The 21845-nt window shown below is 58.2% G+C and carries 20 protein-coding genes; 13 read left to right on the forward strand and 7 right to left on the reverse strand.

What is annotated here, in order from left to right; translation table 11 throughout:
* Positions 1-11: 11 nt before the first annotated feature.
* From ABWQ00_RS08620 to ABWQ00_RS08635, 4 genes are read right to left on the reverse strand one after another with little or no spacing between them, the layout of a single operon-like run.
* Entirely contained in the window at positions 12-1016 is a 1005-nt protein-coding gene (locus ABWQ00_RS08620; protein ID WP_353238257.1) for a chlorophyllide a reductase iron protein subunit X, read from the reverse strand.
* Entirely contained in the window at positions 1013-1966 is a 954-nt protein-coding gene (gene bchC / locus ABWQ00_RS08625) for a chlorophyll synthesis pathway protein BchC (protein WP_353238258.1), read from the reverse strand. Before bchC ends, ABWQ00_RS08620 begins: the two co-directional genes overlap by 4 nt.
* A 37-nt stretch (positions 1967-2003) precedes the next feature.
* A complete protein-coding gene (locus ABWQ00_RS08630) occupies positions 2004-3218 on the reverse strand; it encodes a methyltransferase (RefSeq protein ID WP_353238259.1) in 1215 nt (404 codons plus the stop codon).
* Positions 3219-3250: 32 nt separating this feature from the next.
* The gene (locus ABWQ00_RS08635; protein WP_353238260.1) at positions 3251-4165 is read right to left on the reverse strand and encodes a polyprenyl synthetase family protein; all 915 of its coding nucleotides are present in this window, start codon (positions 4163-4165) and stop codon (positions 3251-3253) included.
* 117 nt (positions 4166-4282) lie between these two features.
* Here ABWQ00_RS08635 and ABWQ00_RS08640 point away from each other — a divergent pair, with 117 nt between their 5' ends.
* Positions 4283-4426, forward strand: a complete 144-nt coding sequence (locus ABWQ00_RS08640; RefSeq protein WP_353238261.1) for a hypothetical protein — start codon at positions 4283-4285, stop codon at positions 4424-4426.
* Positions 4427-4544: 118 nt separating this feature from the next.
* Here ABWQ00_RS08640 and ABWQ00_RS08645 read toward each other — a convergent pair whose 3' ends face one another.
* Positions 4545-6296 carry an ABC transporter transmembrane domain-containing protein gene (locus tag ABWQ00_RS08645; RefSeq protein ID WP_353238262.1) on the reverse strand — a complete coding sequence of 584 codons (1752 nt, stop codon included), beginning with the start codon at positions 6294-6296 and terminating at the stop codon, positions 4545-4547.
* A gap of 112 nt (positions 6297-6408) precedes the next feature.
* Complete coding sequence (locus ABWQ00_RS08650; protein ID WP_353238263.1) at positions 6409-7395, reverse strand: NADPH:quinone reductase; 987 nt, start codon at positions 7393-7395, stop codon at positions 6409-6411.
* A gap of 181 nt (positions 7396-7576) precedes the next feature.
* Between ABWQ00_RS08650 and ABWQ00_RS08655 the strand changes: the two genes are divergently transcribed.
* Positions 7577-7951 (forward strand): DUF2237 family protein, encoded by a 375-nt coding sequence (locus ABWQ00_RS08655; protein ID WP_353238264.1) that lies wholly within the window; start codon positions 7577-7579, stop codon positions 7949-7951.
* A gap of 12 nt (positions 7952-7963) precedes the next feature.
* Here the strand turns inward: ABWQ00_RS08655 and ABWQ00_RS08660 are convergent, their stop codons facing one another.
* Positions 7964-8458, reverse strand: a complete 495-nt coding sequence (locus tag ABWQ00_RS08660) for an RrF2 family transcriptional regulator (protein ID WP_353238265.1) — start codon at positions 8456-8458, stop codon at positions 7964-7966.
* 158 nt (positions 8459-8616) lie between these two features.
* Between ABWQ00_RS08660 and ABWQ00_RS08665 the strand changes: the two genes are divergently transcribed.
* From ABWQ00_RS08665 to ABWQ00_RS08715, 11 genes are all read left to right on the forward strand, one after another.
* Positions 8617-9183, forward strand: coding sequence for a hypothetical protein (locus ABWQ00_RS08665; protein ID WP_353238266.1), 567 nt, complete (start codon positions 8617-8619; stop codon positions 9181-9183).
* A complete protein-coding gene (locus tag ABWQ00_RS08670; protein ID WP_353238267.1) occupies positions 9180-10784 on the forward strand; it encodes a cryptochrome/deoxyribodipyrimidine photo-lyase family protein in 1605 nt (534 codons plus the stop codon). The genes ABWQ00_RS08665 and ABWQ00_RS08670 overlap by 4 nt, the downstream gene beginning before the upstream one ends.
* 3 nt (positions 10785-10787) lie before the next feature.
* Positions 10788-12110, forward strand: a complete 1323-nt coding sequence (locus ABWQ00_RS08675; protein ID WP_353238268.1) for a DASH family cryptochrome — start codon at positions 10788-10790, stop codon at positions 12108-12110.
* A 98-nt stretch (positions 12111-12208) separates the two neighbouring features.
* Positions 12209-13162 carry a DMT family transporter gene (locus ABWQ00_RS08680; protein ID WP_353238269.1) on the forward strand — a complete coding sequence of 318 codons (954 nt, stop codon included), beginning with the start codon at positions 12209-12211 and terminating at the stop codon, positions 13160-13162.
* Between the two features lie 231 nt (positions 13163-13393).
* The gene (locus tag ABWQ00_RS08685) at positions 13394-14428 is read left to right on the forward strand and encodes an ABC transporter substrate-binding protein (RefSeq protein WP_353238270.1); all 1035 of its coding nucleotides are present in this window, start codon (positions 13394-13396) and stop codon (positions 14426-14428) included.
* Between the two features lie 159 nt (positions 14429-14587).
* Entirely contained in the window at positions 14588-15406 is an 819-nt protein-coding gene (locus tag ABWQ00_RS08690; RefSeq protein ID WP_353238271.1) for an ABC transporter ATP-binding protein, read from the forward strand.
* Between the two features lie 13 nt (positions 15407-15419).
* Positions 15420-16187 (forward strand): ABC transporter permease, encoded by a 768-nt coding sequence (locus ABWQ00_RS08695; RefSeq protein ID WP_353238272.1) that lies wholly within the window; start codon positions 15420-15422, stop codon positions 16185-16187.
* Position 16188: 1 nt separating this feature from the next.
* Positions 16189-17073, forward strand: coding sequence for an urease accessory protein UreD (locus tag ABWQ00_RS08700; protein ID WP_353238273.1), 885 nt, complete (start codon positions 16189-16191; stop codon positions 17071-17073).
* Positions 17074-17223: 150 nt separating this feature from the next.
* Positions 17224-18450 carry an MgtC/SapB family protein gene (locus ABWQ00_RS08705; RefSeq protein WP_353238274.1) on the forward strand — a complete coding sequence of 409 codons (1227 nt, stop codon included), beginning with the start codon at positions 17224-17226 and terminating at the stop codon, positions 18448-18450.
* A gap of 50 nt (positions 18451-18500) precedes the next feature.
* Complete coding sequence (locus ABWQ00_RS08710; protein WP_353238275.1) at positions 18501-19493, forward strand: virulence RhuM family protein; 993 nt, start codon at positions 18501-18503, stop codon at positions 19491-19493.
* Between the two features lie 350 nt (positions 19494-19843).
* A complete protein-coding gene (locus tag ABWQ00_RS08715; RefSeq protein WP_353238276.1) occupies positions 19844-21397 on the forward strand; it encodes a leucine-rich repeat domain-containing protein in 1554 nt (517 codons plus the stop codon).
* Positions 21398-21845: the final 448 nt, after the last annotated feature.

The raw sequence follows: 21845 nt of genomic DNA on the forward strand, positions 1-21845 counted from the left end.
TGCAACAAGTCTCAAGCCGCGTCGTAGACGACTTCCAGCGAGGGCTTGATGTCTTCGTGCTTGCCCACCATGTCGAACACGGTGGCAGGCTCGAGCACCACGTTGCGACCGACCACGTCGGCACTGAACAAGCCCAGCAATTGGTCCTGGGTTTGAGGCTTGGGTCGCTGGGGAGGTGCTTCGGCCACGTTCTTGGCCAGCTCGGCAAACAGCGGACCCCACTCACCATCAGGGCGACCAATGATTTCGTAGCTGGCACTCTTGCGGCGGATGTCTTCGTTGGCCGGAATGGCGGCCAGCACCGGGATGCCCGCATTGGCAGCAAAGGTTTGGGCCTCGCCCGTGCCATCGTCTTTGTTGATGACCATGCCGGCCACGCCGACGTTGCCACCGAGCTTGCGGAAGTACTCGACCGCGCTGCAGACGTTGTTGGCGACATACAGCGACTGCAAGTCGTTGCTGGCCACGACGATGACTTTTTGGCACATGTCGCGGGCAATGGGCAGGCCAAAGCCGCCGCAGACCACGTCGCCCAAAAAGTCGAGCAGCACATAGTCAAAACCCCAATCGTGGAAACCGAGTTTTTCAAGGGTTTCAAAACCGTGGATGATGCCGCGACCGCCGCAACCGCGACCGACCTCAGGGCCACCGAGTTCCATGGCGAACACGCCATCGCGCTTGAAGCAGACATCGCCAATGCTCACGGCCTGGCCGGAGAGCTTGAGCCGCGAGGAAGTCTCGATGATGGTGGGGCAGGCCTTGCCACCAAACAGCAAGCTGGTGGTGTCGCTCTTGGGGTCGCAGCCGATCAGCAGCACTTTTTTGCCTTGCTGAGCCATCATGTACGACAGGTTGGCCAGCGTGAAGCTTTTGCCAATGCCACCTTTGCCGTAGATGGCAATGATCTGGGTTTCTTTGGTGACTTCGCTGGTGCTGACAGCGTCGGGTTCGACGTCGGCCTCGCGGCGCAGCACTTCAACAAATTTAATGGGCTGAACAGTGGTGTCGGTAGTCATGCGTTGGCACTCCAATCAAGAATCATCTTGAGACAGCTCGCATCTCCGAAGGCTGTCTCGTAGGCGGAACCAGCTTGTGTCGATGGCTGGGTATGGGTGATCAAACCGTCGAGCGACAAGCGACCGGTGTGCACCAGTTCGTTGACGGCCAACAGGTCGGGGCGCTTCCACTCGGCGGCAATGCGCATGCGCGCTTCGCGCATGAAGGCCGGGGCGTAGGCAAATTTCAAATCTTGTTTGTAAAAACCAGCCAACACCAACTCGCCACCGGGGCGCAGGCGCTGGATCAGGCTGTCAAGCAGGCTGCCGTCGCCACTGACGTCGTAGATGGTGTTGTAGTCACGGCGTGGGTCGTCTTGCGGTTGCATGACGGCGTAACCCTCAGCGCCAGCAAATCGGTCGGCCTGGGTTTCCCACACGGTGGGCGCTGGCAGACCTGCCGCCACCGTCAGGCGCGCCAGCAGGCGACCCATGACGCCATGGCCAATGATGAGTTCGGGCGCGGCAAATGGCTCTTGCATGCCGCCGCCAGAGACGGCGTGGTAGGCCGTGGCGGCCAGCGCCAGCAGCACGGCTTGGGCTCCCAAGTGTTCTGCCACCGGCACAACTTTTTGCTCGGTGACCATCAAATGCGAGGCCGCACCGCCAAACAAGCTCTTGACGCCAGTGAAGCAATTGGCACCGGGCACAAACACGCGTTGACCGGCTTGGATGCCCGAGTCACTGGCGCTGCGCACCACCTTGCCCACCGTCTCGTAACCGGGCACCAAGGGGTAACCCATGCCGGGAAAGGGTGGCATGCTGCCGTCCCAGAGCATGCGCTCTGTGCCGGTGCTGATGCCACTGAACTCGACCGCCACCTCGAGCTGCCCGGCTTGCAATTCGGGCAATTCGAGCGCTTGCAGGGACAGGTGCCTGGGGCTGTTGAAAACGACGGCTTGGGATTTCATGACTGTATTTTTTGCTTTACATCTGACGATGTCAAAGTTAATTGACACTTTTTGCGGAAACCAAGGGTAAACACTGAGATTTACGCCCCACAAGAATGCGCGCATGGATCGGCATCGCGTTGGGCACCTGCTCCACATGGGTGAAACCAGCCTCTTGCATCATGGTTTGCAGCTCATGCGGGGTGCGCAGGCGCCCTGCCCCCATGGCCAACAGATAAAAGTGGAAGTAAGCATCGACAGAGGCCTCGGGTTGCCCGGCTTCTTCGTCGGGTTGCGCCATGGGTTCGGCCAACAACAACACCCCGCCCAAAGGCAAAGCTGCAAAGGCTTTTTGCAAAATTTGCCGGACCACCGCATCGGGATGGTCGTGCGCCACACGCACCAGCGTGATCAGATCGGCCCCTTCGGGTAAAGGGTCGTCCAAAAAACTGCCGGGGTGCAAGGCCACGCGCTCGCTCAGGCCTTTGGCTTGCAGACCTTCACGGGCCAGCGCCAACACGGGGGGCAAATCGAACATCTTGAAATTCAAGTGGGGCGCGTGCGCAGCCAACTCGCTGACAAAGCGACCCTTGCCCGCACCCACGTCGAGCACACAACGGTGCTCGTCAAAAAAGTAAGAGGACAAGATTTCTTGCACCACAAAGCCTTGCGAAGCAGCCATGAGATGCGAATAACGGGTGAACTTGTCCACTTCCGAAGCGGGCATCGCGACGGCTGGTTTTTCGTGGGCATAAGGCCAGTACTCGGCCATGCCGCCACTCCAGGCATTGTTCAAAAACTGCAAGGGGTCTTGCATGTCCTGGTAGAGCAGGTGGTTGTGCTCAATCATTTGGGCAATGCCCTCGTGCTGCGCCAAAGGCACGCCCAGCGGCCCCAAGCCAAAGCGACCTTGGCTGCGGTGCTCGAGCAAACCCAAGGCCACGGCAGACAGCAGCAAGCGCTGCAAGACCGCTGGCGCCAAGCCTGTGCGTTGGGCCAAGTCGGTCAATTGGGCCGGGGCTTGGTGCAAAGTGCGAAACAGGTCCAAGCGCACGCAACCCAACAAGACTTGGCTGTGCACAAAGCCAGCCATCAAATCAAACAACTTGCGGGTGCGCCGCTGCGTCAGCCAACGCGTGAAGGGGTTGCCCAGCGACCAACGGTACAAGCCGGGGTGTGCGTACCAGCGCTCCAAGCGGGCTTGCCAAGCATCTTTGAGGGAGGTGGCAGAAGAAGGGGCCTGCAGGGCGGCCAAATCCAGCGGTTGGGACATGGGGCTTCCTTGGCTTTATCGGGTCCGAGCGCTCAATGCGGGGCGCTGACGCGGCGGGTGGCCACCTCAGGGTGGGTCTTGAAATAGCCTTCACACAAGGCCTTGGGCACCAAACGCTCGGCTTCGAGCTGCACCAACTGGCGCAGCATGTCGCGGCAAGAGCAAGGTGGAATCGAAGACGCGGCTTGGTCAATCAGGTGGTCAAAGTGGGCAATGGCACCGTCCAGTCCCAAGGCTTGGGCTGAGCTTGGGCGGGCATGCAGAGCATCTTGGCCTGCAGGCTTTCCCAAGGTGGCGGCATCGGCAATCACGTCACGGATGTCGTCGGCCACTTGGTAGGCCTCTCCCAAGTAATTGCCCAAATGCGCCCAGGGTTCAGGCTCTGCGCCGCAACTCAAGGCCCCTGCGCAGGTGGCTGACACAAACAAAGCCCCGGTCTTGGCACGTTGGTATTGGCCCAGATCGGCGCTGGTTTCACACTCCCATGCTTGTCCGGCGACGATGCCATGCGGCAAACCGACGCCCGTGGTCATGTTGTCCATCAATTGGATCAGTCGATCGGGTCGCTGCGCACCGGCTTGCAACAAAACACGGTAAGCCATGACGATCAGGCCATCACCCGCCAACAGCGCCAGCGGTTCGCTGAAGGCCTTGTGCACGGTGGGGCGGCCGCGCCGCGTATCGGCGTTGTCAAAGGCGGGCATGTCGTCGTGCACCAAAGAGGCGCAATGCATCAACTCCAGGGCCACAGCAGCGGCATTGGTGAGTTGGGGCGCGTCGTCGCCACAGGCAGTGGCCACCGCCATGCACAGCTGCGGGCGGATGCGGGCACCGCCAGAAAACACCGCATGCCGCATGGCCGCCACCAGCCGAGGAGGCGCGCCCGTGCCTGCGGCTTGCTCGAAATGCGTGCTCAGGGCTTGTTCAGCGCGTATCAACAGACTCATGGGACCTCCAAAGGGAGAAGGCCTGTCAACTCAAGTTGACTGGCATAAGTGTCAATATAACCTGATAATCAATACTGTCAACCTTTATTGACACATCCAAGCTTGAAAGGCAAAGCCATGGGAATTTGGTTGGAATTGGGCATTTTTGGCTTGGTGTTCGTGTTCGCCTTTTGGCAAATGCACGACGTGCGCAAAGCGCAAGAGCAAACGCGCCAGCAGCGGGCGCGGGAAAAGGCAGCGCAAGAGGCGCGTGATGCGTAGGATCAAGAAGCCGCTGCCAAGCCAGCGACAGACGCCACCGACAAGAAGCCGTGACTCACGCGCCTGTGCCAAAAGGTTTTGGAGCGCACGCCACGCCCATCGCCCACGGGGTGGACTCCTACACAGCGCTGAACTGCAGTGCTGCCAGGCTGGCGTAAAGGCCGCCTTTGGCTTGCAGTTCGGCGTGGGTGCCCTGCTCCATCAAGCGGCCGCGCTCGAGCACCCAGATCACATCGGCGCGCTGCACAGTGGCCAGGCGGTGAGCAATGACCAAGGTGGTGCGGCCCACCATGGCTTTGTCCAACGCGGCCTGCACCATTTTTTCGCTTTGCGCATCAAGCGCGCTGGTGGCTTCGTCCAGCAACAAAAGCGGCGGATTTTTCAAAATAGCCCGCGCAATCGCGATGCGCTGGCGCTGTCCACCCGACAAGCGCACGCCACGGTCGCCCAAATAGGTGTCAAAGCCCTCGGGCAATTCGCGGATGAACTCCTGCGCATAAGCCGCTTCGGCGGCAGCCTGGACGTCCTCGAGGCTGGCATCGGGTCTGCCATAGCGGATGTTTTCGATCACCGTGCCCGAAAAAATCACCGGCTCTTGCGGCACGATGGCCATGCGCTCGCGCAGATCGTGCAAGCCCATCTGATCGATCGGCACACCGTCCAGCACGATGCGGCCCGATTGTGGGTCATGAAAACGCATGAGCAAATCGAACAAGGTCGTTTTGCCGGCCCCACTGGGCCCCACCACCGCCACCGTCTGGCCCGGGTGGACCTGTCCACTCAATTGGTCCAACGCCCAGGTATCGGGCCGCGAAGGATAATGAAAACGCACCGTTTCCAGCAGCAAAGAGGAGCCCCCTTGTGGCCAAGGCGTTTGCCGTGGCTGGGCCGCGATCTTGAGATTCGACTCGGTGTGCAGCAACTCCATCAGCCGCTCGGTGGCGCCGGCTGCGCGCAGCATGTCGCCGTAGACCTCGCCCAAAACCGCAAAGGCACTGGCCAACAAGATGACATAGAACACCGTCTCGCCCAATTGGCCTGCGGTGCTGGTACCCGCCCGCACAGCCAAGGTACCCATGTACAAGCCCCAGAGCAAAACGGCACTGGAGGCCATGATGATGAAGCCGACCAACACCGTACGTGCGCGGATGCGGCCTAAAGCGGAGCTCAGGGCGCGCAGGGTGGAATCGACGAAGCGGCGGGTCTCGCGGCCCTCGGCGGTGTAGCTTTGCACCACACTGATGGCGTTGAGCACCTCGGAGGCGATCGCACTCGAATCGGCCACCCGGTCCTGGTTGGTACGCGAGAGGCGGCGCACGCGGCGACCCAAATAGACGCTCGGGAAAATCACCGCCACCAGAACCGCCACCACCTGCAGCATCAAAATGGGGTTGGTCCACACCAGCATGATCAGCGCCCCCGCGCCCATGACCAGGTTGCGAAGTCCCATCGAGAACGAAGAGCCCACGACGGTTTGCACCAGTGTGGTGTCGTTGGTGAGGCGCGAGAGCACCTCGCCCGACTGCGTGGTCTCAAAAAAGGCCGGACTTTGTTTCAGCACATGGCCATACACCGCGTTGCGCAGGTCGGCGGTAATGCGCTCACCCAGCCAGCTCACGGTGAAGTAACGCCCTGCCGAAAACACCGCCAAAGCCGCAGCCACGCCAAAAAGTTGCAAAAAGTTGCCCGCCAACTGCTCGTCCGGCGCGCCACTGGCCAGCCCTTGGTCAATCAACTGTCGCAGGACCCAAGGAAAAACCAGCGTGGTGCCTGCGGCCAACAAGAGGAACAAGGCCGCTACACCCAAGGCCACGCGGTAAGGCTTAAAAAAAGGGAGCAGGCCCGAAAGCGATTTGGGAGAAGTAGCCATGAACGATCAAAAAAACCAACGCAACAACACGGTGCCTCGAAGGCCCTTCAAGCATAACGGCAAACTTGAACCCATCCTCGCCATCAACTCAAAGCGCGGCCAGTGGCCCATCTCACACATCGATCACCACATTCCCCACCAACTGGCCCGCCTCCACGCTGCGATGCGCCAGGGCCACTTGGTCCAGTGAAAAGCACTGACCGATGCTGTGCCGCAGTTGATTCTTGGCCAGCATCTGAGACAAACGCGACAGAGCACGTAGCCGATCTTCTGGGGTCAAGTCATAAACCAAAAAGAATTTGACCCCCATGGACTGAAACAACCAAGGGCGAAAAGGCAAGCTCACCTCCAAGGCGTTCGAGCCATAGCAAATCACTTGGCCATGGGGCGACAAAGCGCCCTCTGCAGCAAAGCGTGCAGTGCTCGAAAAGTCCATGTCGATGATCACATCGGCACCACGCCCATGGGTGAGAGCTTTGACCCGCACGGGCACCGGTTCGGTCTTGTAAAAAATGGCGTCTTGCATGCCAGCAGCGCGGGCATGTTCGGCCTTGGTTTCTGAACCCACCGTGCCGATCACCCGTCCCCCGGCCAGCGTCACCATTTGCGTGATGTAGTGCCCCACCGCCGAAGAAGCCGCAGTCACCAGCACGGTCTGCCCCCGCAAATCGCCCGCCATGCGCTCGGCCAGGATCACTGCCTGCACCGCCGTCAGTCCCGGAATGCCCATGCAAGCGCCGGCAGCAAAGTCAGTGCCTTCGGGCAAGAACACCGCTTGCTCAGAAGGCAGAGCGATGTATTGAGCGCAAGTTCCTAGGGGCCGCTGCCATTGGCCATTCCAGACCCAAACCCGCTCGCCCACACGGTCAGCAGACACGCCCGAACCCACGGCTTCGATCACACCCGCACCATCGCTGTGGGGCACGATCAAGGGGTTTGCCAAAGGCCGGGCTCGGCGCGACTTGACGTCTGAGGGGTTCACACCCGAGGTGGCCAAACGCACCAACACCTCACCGGCTTGCGGGTTGGGGGTGGGCAACTCGCCCACCTGCATCACATCTTGCGCTTCACCGTTGGCGCTGTACCAAGCTGCTTTCATGCGGCACTTTCTTTTGAAGTCTTGAGCCATTCGGAGGTGCACATGCCATGCACAGCCGATCCAAACCATCAATCATGATGCCAGAAACCCCTGGCACCGAAGTCGTATTTGGCGCCCACAAGACAGCCCCGGCACGGGACCACACAATACGCATCCTCTCAACCACTGTTCTTGGATTCTCATGACTCGCTCCGGCTTGAACGTTCTTGGTGGCGAATTGATCCCCTGCTCCTATGACCCCCTCACGGGCTACTTCAGGGACGGTTGCTGCAATACCACTGAAGAAGACGTGGGCACCCACGTGATCTGCGCCAAAGTCACACAGGATTTTTTGAATTACTCACGCTCGCGTGGCAATGATTTGATAACCCCCCGTCCCGAACACCGCTTTGCGGGTCTGAAGGCGGGTGACAGGTGGTGTCTATGTGCCATGCGCTGGCTGGAAGCTTTTCAGGCGGGCGTTGCACCCCACGTGATTTTAGAAAGCACGCACCAAAAAGCCCTTGAGTACGTCACCCTGGAACAACTGCGTGAATTTGCTTGGGAGTCGCATTGAAGGCGACTGAGCTCACATCATCATGCTGAGCTGAAACACCGAGTTGGGCGCGCGCGGCATGACCGGTGGCGGCAGTGGCTTCAAACGGAACTGGCCCATCATGGAAGTGACCCGTGCATCACGGGGCATGAAGGGAACCGCCACATCGGCCAAGGTTTGCGCCTGCAGCAAGGCCTGCATGTTGTCCTGGATGCCCGTCTCGAGCGCTTTCATGGGGTGGTCAGCATCCGGGTAAAGCTTGTCAAAACTGTGCACCTCTTCAAAGTGCTTCACCACATCCCACAAACTGATCTCTTCGGGGTTACCGCGGATTTGGTAGCCACCACCCGGACCGCGGTGGGCGCGGATCAGACCGGCTTCACGCAGCTCTTTGAGGATGGATTCGGTGTACGAAGAAGACAAAGACAGACCGCTGGCGATCTCTTCGGTGGTCACGTGTTTGATGACCGAGCGGGACGTGATGAACACAGCGATGTCAAGGGCTTTGACGGTTTTCTTCTGGATCATGGCCTTCTCCGTTAATGATGGGATATTCTATGACTATACAGTCACAAAACAACCATTTATTTTTTGAAAACCTTTCCGTTGACCACAATGGTTTCTTTAGCACTACAAAAACATGATCGCGTTGGCTTTTCACCCGCCTGCTTACAAGGCCTGTTGGCATGAAACGGCATGTGGCCGCCATTTTGGTTTTGCTCACCACGGCCATGGTGATCGACAGCCATGTGGACTGGGAGCGGCTGGATGGCCGACGCTTGTTGGTACTCAGTGGCCAGCCCTTTGATGTGACCGGCTGGGCAGCCGAACAGGCACTGGCTTGGCGCCGCGATTGCAGCCAGCTGGCCCCCCTGCAGATGGACAGCCCAGCAGCCGATCAGGTGTTGGCCGTCATTCGCCAGCACAGCCTGCCCGACTCGCAAAGCGCGCGGGGCTTGCAGATTCGCCAGTTGGGCGACTGGGCTTTGGCCGAGGTGGCTTTTGAAAGCCTCAAGCCCGCACTGGTGGTCTTGCGGCTGCAAGGCGGCCAATGGCGCGTTCAAGACCGGGCCGTTTGGAGCGGCTCAACCGCCCCTTGGAACAGTGCTCACTTTGTACGCCGATACCTGCGCCAGCAAGCGCGCGATTTGCCGCAGGCCTTGCTGGACTGCACCGACATCGACGCTGAGCGTTACGGACCAGGGCCTGGCGGGCTCGGGCCTACACCATCGAACAGGACCCTGCAGCCATGAGCTACCGGGTGGTGTGGTTCAAGCGCGACCTGCGTCTTCACGACCATGCCGCGCTCGCGCATGCTGCCTGTCGTGGACCCGTGCTGTGCCTGTACATCGTCGAACCGGGTTTGTGGGCGCAAGCCGATGCGGCCTTGCAGCACTTCGAATTTGTGCGCGAATCTTTGACCGAGCTGCACCAGGACTTGCAATCACTGGGCGGCAGCTTGCAGGTGCGCTTGGGGCCTGCGGTGCAGGTGCTGGCCACGCTGCACGCACAAGCGCCCTTTGCCGAATTGGTGGCACACGAAGAAACCGGCAACGCCTTCACCTATGAGCGCGATGTGCAAGTCGGCGCATGGTGCCGCAGTGTGGGTGTGGGCTGGACAGAGTTTCCACAATTTGGCGTGGTGCGACGCCTGAAAAGCCGCAACACCTGGCAGGCTCGATGGGAAGCGCACATGGCCGCGCCGCAAGCGGTCTTGCCCGATTTACGTTTTTTCCATGCGCCAGACAATTCTGGTCCCGAAGTGATGGCACCGCCACCTGGCCTGCAGCACAACCCCGCCCAGCGCCAGCGCGGCGGGCGTCGCTTGGCTCTAGAGACCTTGCACAGCTTTTTGGATGCACGGGCCTTGTCCTACCGGGGTGGCATCTCCTCGCCACTGTCGTCGCCCACCGCGTGTTCTCGCATTTCGGCCTACTTGGCCTGGGGCTGCATCAGCATGCGCGAGGTGGTGCAAAGCACCCGCGCTGCGCTCGATGCTTTGCCGCCGCAAGCGGGCAGGCACAAGGCCGGTCTGATCGGTTTCATCAGCCGCTTGTATTGGCATTGCCACTTCATCCAAAAACTCGAAAGCGAGCCCGAGATCGAGTGGCGAAACATGCACCGGGGTTACGACGGCTTGCGCGAAGACGGATGGAACGACGCCCACTTTGCGGCCCTGACCTCGGCCCGCACCGGCTGGCCCATGGTAGACGCTTGCGTGGTCATGCTGCACGAGACTGGCTGGCTCAACTTCCGCATGCGGGCCATGCTGGTGTCGGTGGCGGCTTATCCGCTGTGGTTGGACTGGCGGCCCGTGGGCCATTGGCTGGCCACGCAGTTTCTGGACTACGAACCCGGCATCCACTGGAGCCAGCTGCAAATGCAGTCGGGCACCACCGGCATCAACACCACGCGGGTGTACAACCCGATCAAACAAGCGCAAGACCACGACCCCAAAGGCATCTTTGTGCGGCGCTGGCTGCCCCACATGCGCCGCGTGCCCGACACCTGGTTGTTCGAGCCTTGGCTCATGCCCCCTGAAGTGCAGCGCCACTGCGGTCTGACGGTAGGCAGCGGGCCTGATGCCGACATTCCCCTGCCCGTGGTGGATTTGGCCGAGGCCACTCGCACTTCCAAAGCCGCGCTGCACGCCCGCCGGGGCGAACCGGGTGTGAAGGCGGGCAAAAAAGCCATTGTCGAAAAACACGCTTCACGCAAACACGGCAGCGGCGCGCAACGTGACGTGTTCACCCGCGACAGTGAGACCCCCAAGACCGGCCGCCGAAAGTCGGGTAAGTCCTCGGGTTCAGCTTCCAACACCCCACCCAGCAAGCAGCTGGGCTTTGATTTTTAAACCATGCGCACCACCATTTTTTGGTTTCGAAACGACTTGCGCTTGCACGACCAACGCGCACTTCAACAAGCCATAGCCCACGCCCAAACGCACAACCAGGCCCTTTTGCTGGTCTATGTGCACGAACCCGCGCAAGACGAAGACACCGCCTGGGGCTTTCGCCGCATGGGCGCGCACCGCAGGCGCTTTGTGGCCGACACCCTGCAAGACCTGCACAACGCGCTGCAGGCTTTGGGTCAGCGCCTGGTGTTGCTGCACGGACCTGTGGCCGATGTGCTGCCCATCTGCGCACGCCAAGTTGGCACCGACACCGTGTTTTGCGAAGACATCGCTGCGCCCGAAGAAGAAGCCCAAGTACAAGCGCTGATCGACGCGGGACTCACGGTCAAAACCCTGTGGCAATCCAGCCTGATCGAACCCGACGCCCTGCCCTTTGCGGCCGAAGACATGCCGCAAGTCTTCACCGAGTTTCGCCAACGCATCGAATCGGCACGGCTCCAACCTCTGGCACCGCTGCCAGCGCCCACCCAGCTGCCCGCACCGCCAAGTGACCCATTGCCCACCTTACCCGGCTGGCGCGACTGTCCCTTCACGCTGCTGCAAGCCGACACCGAAGGCGACACACACCCACGCTCGAACTTTCCTTACACCCAAACGCATTGCCGGGGTGGCGAGGCCAGCGCTTTGGCCCACCTGCAAAGCTACCTCACCCCCCCTTGGCCCGACCGCTACAAACAAACCCGCAACGCCCTGCAAGGCCAGCACACCAGCAGCCACTGGTCGCCCTGGCTGGCCACGGGCGCGGTGTCGGCCCGCCGCATTTGGGCAGACCTTCATGCCTACGAACAACGGCATGGCAGCAACGACGGCACCTATTGGCTCTGGTTTGAGCTGCTGTGGCGAGACAACTTCCGCATGCTGCACCTGCAACACGGCCCGCAACTCTATGCCGCGCGGGGTTTGTCAAACCTTCCTAAGCCCTCGCACTTTCCCAAAGACTTTCAGCGCTGGTGCAACGGCCAAACCGGCGAGCCCATCGTCGATGCCGGCATGCGCGAGTTGGCCGCCACAGGCTTCACCTCCAACCGCATGCGTCAGATCGTGGCCAGCTTCTTGGTGCACGACTTGTCTTGCGACTGGCGCGCAGGCGCGGCCTGGTTCGAATTGCAACTGGTGGACTTTGACGTGAGCAGCAACCAGGGCAACTGGTTGTATGTGAGCGGGCGCGGCACCGACCCGCGTGTGGGCCGGCGCTTCAACCCCGTCAAGCAAGCGCAAGACCACGACCCGCAAGCTCGGTTTCAAAAGGCCTGGCTTTCGCCCTGACACTGGCCCGTATCTGCCGGGGGTGCAAGGATAATGCGCCCCATGTTGTTTTTCATGCTCTCCCTGACCTTTGTCGACCACACGCTCAGCGCCCAAGCATGCTGATCGGTGTGTTGTTCGCTTTGGCTGCAGGCCTGATGTGGGGCTTGGTGTTTGTAGGGCCACTGCTGCTGCCCGACTACCCCGCCGCGCTGCACACCTTCGGTCGCTATCTGGCCTTCGGGCTGATCGCCCTGCCCCTGGCCTTTGTGGACCGCGCCGAAATCCGACGCCTGACCCGTGCCGACTGGTTGACCGCGCTGAAACTCGCCGCCATCGGCAATGTGCTGTATTACCTCTTCCTCTCAAGTGCCATCCAGCGTGCAGGTGGTGCGCTGCCCACCATGATCATCGGCACGCTGCCGGTGGTGATTGCGGTGGCGGCGAATGTGCTCAACCACCAACGCGACGGGCGTTTTCCGTGGCGCCAACTGGCCCCAGCTTTGGCGCTGATTTTGCTCGGCATCGCCTGTGTCAACCATGTGGAATGGGCCGCCCTGCTGCAAAACCCGCAAGCCGACACCAGCCGCTACATGACCGGGGCCGCGTTGGCCGTGGGCGCGGTGGTTTGCTGGACTTGGTACCCCCTCAAAAACGCCGACTGGCTGCGCGGCCATCCCAACCGCAACCCCCGTGTGTGGGCCACGGCGCAAGGCATCGCCACGCTGCCCCTGGCCTTGCTGGGTTATGCAGGCTTCTGGCTTTGGACCAGCGCCACTCAGAACCCGCTGCCCATGCCCTTGGGACCCCGCCCGCTCGAGTTTTTGGGTCTCATGATGACCATTGCCTTGTTGGCCTCGTGGCTTGGCACCCTGTGCTGGAACGCGGCCAGCAAAAGGCTGCCCACCGCCCTGGCGGGCCAGTTGATCGTCTTTGAAACCCTCGCCGCGCTGGCTTATGCCTTTTGGATGCGCGGCCACTGGCCCGAGCCGCTGACCTTGGCTGGCATTGCCTGCTTGGTTCTTGGCGTCATCGGCGGCGTCAGGGTCAAAGCGGTGGAGGCCAAGCACTGAAAGCTTCAGGGTTTTCACTGATCCCACCCAGATTCAATGTGTATACAGTTAAGAACACAAAAAAGGAGTGCACTCTCTGGAGAACCTTTTTGGTGCAGCAGGACCGGATCAGCGTCACCACAAACGGGCATTCCTAGGGAATCAACCTGACAAGCATTGTCAGGAGAGTGCTTGATAATGGCACCGATATTGCTAGTTACAAATCACCGTTTTTTTGAACCAGGAGTCCCCATGAACAAGCGTTTCCTCATCAAGGCCACGGCCGCTTTGGCCGCAGTCGCCGCCTTTGGTACTGCGCATGCGCAAACCACACCCATCAAGTTCCAACTGGACTGGCGTTTTGAAGGCCCATCGGCTTTCTTCTTGTTGCCTGCAGCCAAGGGCCATTTCAAAGATGCCAAATTGGACGTGACGGTGGACTCCGGTAACGGCTCCGGCGGTGCGGTCACCCGCGTAGCCTCGGGCACTTATGACCTGGGCTTCGCCGACCTGGCCGCCTTGATGGAATTCCACGCCAACAACCCCGACGCGCCCAACAAGCCCGTGGCCATCATGATGGTCTACAACAACACACCCGCTTCAGTGATGGCATTGAAGAAGTCCGGTATCAAAACCCCGGCTGACCTGGCTGGCAAGAAGATGGGCGCGCCCGTGTTTGACGCGGGTCGCCGCGCATTCCCGATCTTCCAAAAATCGAACAACATCGGCAACGTGACTTGGACCGCCATGGACCCACCTTTGCGCGAAACCATGTTGGTGCGCGGTGACGTGGACGCCATCACCGGCTTCACCTTCACCTCGCTGCTCAACATCGAAGCGCGTGGCGTGAAAGCCGAAGACGTGGTCGTCATGCAGTACCCTGACTTTGGCGTCAAGCTCTATGGCAACGCCATCATCGCCTCGCCCAAGATCCTCAAAGAAAACCCAGCCGCTGTGAAAGCCTTCTTGAGCGCGTTTGCCAAAGGCGCCAAAGAAGTCATGGACAACCCAGCCGCGGCCATTGAGACCGTCAAGGCCCGTGACGGCATCATCAACACCGCACTCGAGACACGGCGTTTGCAGTTGGCCATCGACACGGTGATCAACAGCCCATCGGCCCGCGCCGAAGGCTTTGGTCAGGTCAATGGCCCACGCTTGTCTTTGATGGCTTCGCAAGTGTCTGACGCTTTCAACACCAAGACCCGCGTCAAGTCAGAAGACATCTGGAACGGTTCGTTCTTGCCCACTGCCAAAGAACTGGACATCTTGCCCAAAGCCAAAAAATAAGCCCCCTTCGTTTCGGCAAGCCCAGTGCCTGCCGAAACTTTGGTCATCTCCGGGGGTCTCAACACCCTGGCTTGAGCCCACTTCAACTCCAACGAGTCAGTGGGCTTTTCAAGGGGATGTTTTGTATACACTTTCGAACACCATTTCAGAGTCCACACCATGACCCAAGAATCATTCGTTGATTTCCAGAATGTCTGGCTGGCCTACAACGACGAGTTGCTGGCCCAAAACCACTTTGCGGTGGAAGACATCAATCTGCAGGTCAAGCAAGGCGAGTTCATCGCCATCGTCGGGCCTTCGGGCTGCGGTAAATCGACCTTCATGAAGCTGACCACCGGTCTGAAGATGCCCAGCAAAGGCCGCATCCTGGTCGATGGCCAGCCTGTGACTGGTCCGCTCAAGATCAGCGGCATGGCGTTTCAGGCCTCGTCACTTTTGCCTTGGCGCACCACGCTCGACAACGTGTTGCTGCCCCTTGAAATCGTGGAGCCCTACCGCTCCAATTTCAAGGAAAAGAAAGAAGAGTACGCAGAACGCGCCCGCAAGCTGCTGAACACCGTGGGCCTGGGTGGCTACGAAGACAAGTTCCCCTGGCAACTGTCGGGCGGCATGCAGCAACGCGCCAGCATCTGCCGCGCCTTGATCCATGAGCCCAAGATGCTGTTGCTGGACGAGCCCTTTGGCGCGCTGGATGCCTTCACGCGTGAAGAGCTCTGGTGCATCTTGCGCGACCTGTGGACCGAACAAAAGTTCAACGTGATTTTGGTCACGCACGACTTGCGCGAATCGGTGTTTTTGGCCGACACGGTGTATGTGATGAGCAAGAGCCCCGGCCGCTTTGTGGTGAAAAAAGAAATCGACTTGCCACGCCCGCGCGACCTCGAGATCACCTACACCCCTGAATTCACCAACATCGTGCACGAGCTGCGCGGCCACATCGGTGCCATGCGCAAGACCGGTACAGCCATCAACCAATGATCGGGAGCCCCTGATGAACAAAAAATCCCTCGAAAGCTGGTCACCCTGGATCTTGCTGGTGCTGAGCATCCTGATTTGGGAGGGCCTGTGCCGCGCCTTCAACGTGTCGGAATTCGTGTTCCCCAGCCCCTCGCGCATCGCACAACAAACCATCGAATACCGCGACGTGATCGCGGGCCACGCCTGGCGCACCTTTTGGGTGACCATGGTCGGCTTTGGCATCGCCATCGTGGTGGGCGTGTTGCTCGGCTTCATCATCGGCAGCTCACGCCTGGCCTATGCCGCCGTGTACCCGCTCATGACGGCCTTTAACGCGCTGCCCAAAGCGGCCTTTGTGCCCATCTTGGTGGTGTGGTTTGGCATCGGCATCGGTCCCGCCATCCTCACGGCTTTCCTCATCAGCTTCTTCCCCATCATGGTGAACATCGCCACCGGCTTGGCCACGCTGGAGCCTGAACTGGAAGACGTGCTGCGCGTGCTGGGCGCCAAGCGCTGGGACGTGCTGATCAAAGTCGGCCTGCCCCGCTCCATGCCTTACTTTTATGGCTCGCTCAAAGTCGCGATCACCTTGGCCTTTGTGGGCACCACCGTGTCCGAGATGACGGCCTCGAACGAAGGCATTGGCTACCTGCTGATCTCGGCCGGTTCGGCCATGCAAATGGGCTTGGCGTTTTCTGGCTTGGTGGTGGTGGGTGCGATGGCCATGGCCATGTACGAACTGTTCAGCGCCATCGAAAAGCGCACCACCGGTTGGGCACACCGCGGCTCGCAAGGCGAGTAAGGTGGATGGGGTGAGCCAGGTCAGTGCGGTGCGTGCGGCAGACGCGTCCGGACGCTCGACCTGGCACGCCAGCCTGCAGCTTGACTACACGCTGGAGTCCGAACGCAGCGTCGCACGCTACCTGCACCAGGGTCCGCTGCGTATCCTGCAAAGCCTCTACCCCGAAGGCGATGCGGTCTGCCACAACGTGCTGGTGCACCCGCCCAGTGGCCTGGTGGGTGGCGACACACTCGACATACAAGTCACTGTCGCATCAGGGGCGCACGGCCTGGTGACCACGCCCGGTGCCACGCGTTTTTACCGGTCAGAAGCAGGCCTCGCCACACAACAGGTGCATGCGCGGGTCGAGTCTGACGCTCGCTTGGAATGGCTGCCTTTGGAAGCCATTGCCTACAACCAATGCGATGCGCTCAACAGCGCCGTATTTGACCTGGCCCCCGGCGCTGAAATGATGGCTTGGGACCTCACAGCATTCGGGCTGCCTGCGGCCGACTTGCCTTATGTGCAGGGCACGTTTCGCCAACACCTGGAAGTCCCCGGCGTGTGGCTGGAGCGCGGCACCCTGAACGCCGACGACACCCGCCTGATGGACAGCCCGCTGGGCCTGGCAGGCCAACGCTGCATGGCCACGTTGGTGTTTGCAGCAGGCAGCGCCATGGCCGATGAGCGCATCGAGCGGGCTTTGGCCTGCGCCCGCGATTTGCTCGAAGCGTCTGAACTGCGCCTGACCGCAGGGGCCACCTCACCACACCAACAAGTCATCGTGCTGCGGGTGCTGGCACCGGTGATCGAGCCTGCCATGCAATTGCTGCGGCGGGTGTGGGCGGCGTGGCGTCAAGAGATGTGGGGCTTGCAGGGCACTTACCCACGGCTCTGGCATGTCTAAACCATGAGTGTCTTGCGCCCAAGCCACATTGCATGAATCTTTGAGCAGGGCACAGGCGCACGACGCCAAGCCTTGTTCAATCCGAGAGTGATCTGGATCACGGTTAAGCGCTGAGCCTCGTGGTCAGATGCGAATGATGTTTGTTTTGTCATGAACACTTCCGCGCATTGGATCGGTTTGCTGACCGCCTTGGGGATGGGCTTGCTGATCGGTGTGGTGCGCGAGCGCCGATACGCGCCAGAGATGACCAAGGCCGGCACGCGAACGCACACGCTGGTGGCGATGCTCGGTTATGTGAGCTGGAGTTTGGGCACTTGGCCATTTGTGGCCACGGTCTTGGTGGTCGGCGCACTGGTGATCGGTGGTTATCAGGCCACTGCCCGAACCAATCCCGACCAGACGGGCGAGGTGGCTTTGTTGACGACACTGTTGTTGTCAGCGCTGGCGCAGCACAACCCGAGCTTGTCTGCGGCTCTCGGTGTGTTGGCCGCCGCACTGCTGCATGCCAAACAAGCTTCGCAGCACATCAGCCGTGTTCTGATCACCGATCAAGAATTGCAGGACGCACTGATCCTGGCTGCGGCAGCACTGGTCGTGATGCCGCTGCTGTCAGACCAAGCGATAGACCCCTGGGGTGTGCTGCAACCCATCACACTGTGGCGCATCGTGGTGCTGGTCATGGCGGTGGGCATGCTGGGGCATGTCGCGCAGCGGGCGCTGGGGGGTCGTTGGGGTATGCCACTGGCGGCCTTCTTTTCGGGGTTTGTGTCCTCCACTGCCGTGGTCGTCAGCACGGGGCAGCGCGTGCGCGGCGGGCACAGTGATGCGCTGCCCGCAGCGGCTTGTGCCCTGCTGGCCAATCTGGCGTCTTTGACGCTGTTTGCCGGGGTGCTGGGGGCCGCCTCACCGCCCCTGCTGGTGGCCATGCGCTGGCCACTGGTGTTGGCGGGCCTGGGCTTGCTGCTGGTGGTGGTGCTCGCCTTGCGTCGCATCGAAGGGGATGGTGCCAAAACCCCCACAGGGCGTGCCTTCAAGCTCACCCATGCATTGGGCATGGCCAGCGTCATTGCCTTGATGTCCTTGCTCGCCGCCTGGCTGCAACATGTTTTTGGCGATGTGGGTGTGCTGGTGGCTGCGCTGTGTGTGGCTTGGGTGGAAGTGCATGCCGCAGCCGCCAGCATTGCGCAACTGATTCAGTCAGGCGGCATGACACCTGAGTGGGCGCACTGGGCACTGGTGGCCGTTCTGGCCTCCAGCGCTTTGGCAAAAACCGCTCTGGCGATGGCCAGCGGCGGGGTTCGCTATGGTCTGACAGTCGGACTGGGATTGGCGGCCATGGTGGCGGGTGGCGGGGTGGGCGTGTTGTGGCATCTTTAGGCTGCACAATGCCGTTTGGCTCCAGTGAGTCGGAGAAAACGGGGGACCGAATGAGTGAGCTGATCATCTATCAGGGCGACGATGGGAAAACCCAGGTGCAGTTTCGCGCCTTGGAAGGCAGCCTGTGGCTGACTCAACTGCAGTTGGCTGAGCTGTACGGGGTGACCGTGGCCAACATCAACATCCACCTGCACAAGATCGTCCAAGAAGCCGAATTGGCTGCTGAAGCAGTTATTAAGCGGGACTTAATACCTGCGGCCGATGGCAAACGCTATCCCACCAAACTCTACCGACTGGACATGGTCCTAGCAGTGGGCTACCGAGTGCGGTCTGTGCGCGGCACCCAGTTCCGCCAATGGGCCACCGCCCATCTGACCGAATACCTGGTCAAAGGTTTCGTCATGGACGACGAACGCCTTAAAAACCCTGGTGGATGGGATTACTTTGACGAACTGCTGGCGCGCATCCGCGAGATCCGCGTGTCAGAAAAGCGTTTTTATCAAAAGGTGCGTGATCTCTTTTCGCTGAGCAGCGACTACCAGGCCAACGAACAGAACGCCCAGCTCTTTTTTGCCGAAGTTCAAAACAAACTGCTGTATGCGGTCACGCAACACACCGCAGCTGAAATCATCCGCGAGAGGGCTGATGCCAAGGTTCCCAACATGGGCCTCACCAGTTGGGAGGGCAGCCGAGTGCGAAAGGCAGATGTGATCGTGGCCAAGAACTACCTTCAAGCCGAAGAGGTGGACACTCTCAACCGACTGGTCGTCATCTTCCTGGAACAGGCCGAACTGCGTGCCAAAGATCGCCAAGCCCTCACGCTGGACTACTGGCGGCAAAACGTGGACCGACTGCTGGCCTTCAACGACAAGCCCATCTTGCAAGGCAGCGGCCAACTAAGCAATGAGCGCGCCAAACAGCTTGCTCACGAACGCTACGACAACTTTGACGCCCAACGCCGCCAGGCCGAGGTCATGGCCGCCGATGCGGAAGATTTAAGGGCGCTGGAAGCAGTGGCAAAAAGAGGATCCTCAACATCCTAACCAAACAGGCTGGAAATTGATTGAAGGCTCAGATGCCTAGTTCCGCTCAAGGCTGGAAGCGGACACCGGCACTGGTCGGCTGGAAGATAACAATCTGCCAAAAGCGGAATAAAGCCTTTGTACGTTTTGCCGTTTCCCAGGTCGTAGGCTAGACGGTCGAGGACTAGAACGTCAAGCAAGCTGACCATCGTAGCTAATTTCACAGATGAGCAGTCAAGGGCAACAGCTATGATTAGAAAGGGTGTAGCGAATAAACAATGTATTATTCGAAAACTGCACTCCTGATAATTCATTGAGATGCCGAAACTGGGCTTCTCAGCAAATAAATTGTAATTTATCGAATATAAGTCATGCGTTCAATTTTTTTTAATGAATTCAAGGATGCGATTAACTTCCTCAAGAAGATTGCAGTTGGTAAAATAGTGCCACACTGTGACTCAAGTGTGGATGGATATTTGTGGAGTTCTGAAAATTTAAATTTATCCACCAAGCAATTGGAAATAATCTCGGAACAAATTGGTGAAAAATATATATTCGTTGACCGTGAGACAAACCTTTCATGGTATCTTAAAGATGCTACGGGATTCAGGTTCCTTCCAGATCCTTGGATGCATGGTGGGCACACGGACTGGAGGATACCAACTCTGAAGGAGTTAAGGACGCTAAGTTCGACAACTCCCAACAAGTCCGGAGTTTATACAAAGGAATCGCTCCACGGGCTTATTCAAGGAGCATATGTAAGTATTAGCCGCGATGGTGCGGATACCGCTTGGTGGGATTTTGATAGTAACTGTCAAACGCATGAACAATATACAGATGGAAAAATTATTTGGGGACGTGAGGGAAGGTTTGCCGGTTTTGAATCAAGCATAACTCATAATTATGCCAAGACAATTCTTGTTAGAGGGGGGCGTGTGTGCCAAGAAGGCTGGTCGATTAAATTGCTTAATTGGTTACAGACCGAGGATATTGTTAAATTCAAGTTTCAACCTACTATAGATTATATAACCGAAGAAATTACACACATTTCCATCAAATCAAAAGCCCCTTCTGAAATTGAAAATTTGCAGGGCCTTGAAAGTATAGAGATAAACGAAACTGGTTGTATGCCACAGATTTCATGGAGTCTGCCGAAATTAAAAAAACTTATCATAAGGCAATTAAATGTTGAAACGATTCCAGAGCGAATTTTTCAGCTAGGCGGTCTAGAGTTACTTTTAATAAGTAACGATTGCATAAAAGAAATCCCACATTCAATCGGAAATCTTGAAAATCTTAAAACGCTTACTTTATTAGGACAGGGTGCCGTTTCCATACCAGAGTCAATCGGCAACCTTGGCAAACTCGCTCGCCTTGAGTTTCGGCGTCACGTGAACCTCATACCTAACCGAATTGGAGATCTAGTAAGCCTTAATCATTTTTATGCTGCCGGAGAATTTACTACAATTCCTGAATCAATTGGCCTTCTTAAAAGTCTTAGGCGTTTTGAATGTACTGCACCACTCGATTCATTCCCAGCAAGCGCCTTTCAGCTATCCAACTTGAAGGAGTTATTTCTCTTTGGGGCACCAATGAAAAATGATATTCAAAATATATTCAAAATTTCCAGCCTTGAGAAACTAGGGCTTGGTTATTGCCCAATTGAGAATCTTCCTAATGATTTTTCATCAATGAAAAATTTGATTGAGCTTAGCCTTTCAAAAACACTAGTCGAAAAACTTCCGGAGTCTATGCTTGAAATGGAAAAACTACAGGTTATTGATATAAAAAATTCCAAAATTTCTTTCATCCCAGATTGGCTATCTGAAATGAAGTCTTTGCGGAAAATTATTGTATCAGAAGAATTATTTGATAATTTACCAAAAAATCTTAAAGATGGGCCTATAAATATTTCAAAGTGGTAATTTATAATTCATCAATCAGTTCAGTAATATAATGCTAAATATATTTTGCCGCTCCAAATTCTATACGCTCAAGTTATCGACCTATGCGGCGGAAGATTTAATTTAAAAATTACTATCGATAATCAAAATGATAAAAAATTAACACGTACAATACCTTTTTCAACTTGAAATTTAATCAACCGCGCGATCCATATTATGTCTCATGCCATCGATATTGACGGAACAACAGAAAAACTCTTTCTCTTACAGCATCTTGCATATGGTTCAGAGGCCTATTGTCGAAGTGAAGGCATGTTTTCAGCCGAGCATTTAGATTATTCTAAGTTTCAGTCCCCCTGGGGGTGGACAAAGGCTGTGGTCAGCAATTACTTAATTGAATGCGCTGTAAAACTCGGCGGATTCAAATCTGAAGTGCAACACCCATTGGATTAATGGATGAGGGTGGATT

The sequence above is a fragment of the Limnohabitans sp. genome, from assembly GCF_040400975.1.
GTDB lineage: Bacteria > Pseudomonadota > Gammaproteobacteria > Burkholderiales > Burkholderiaceae_C > Limnohabitans_A.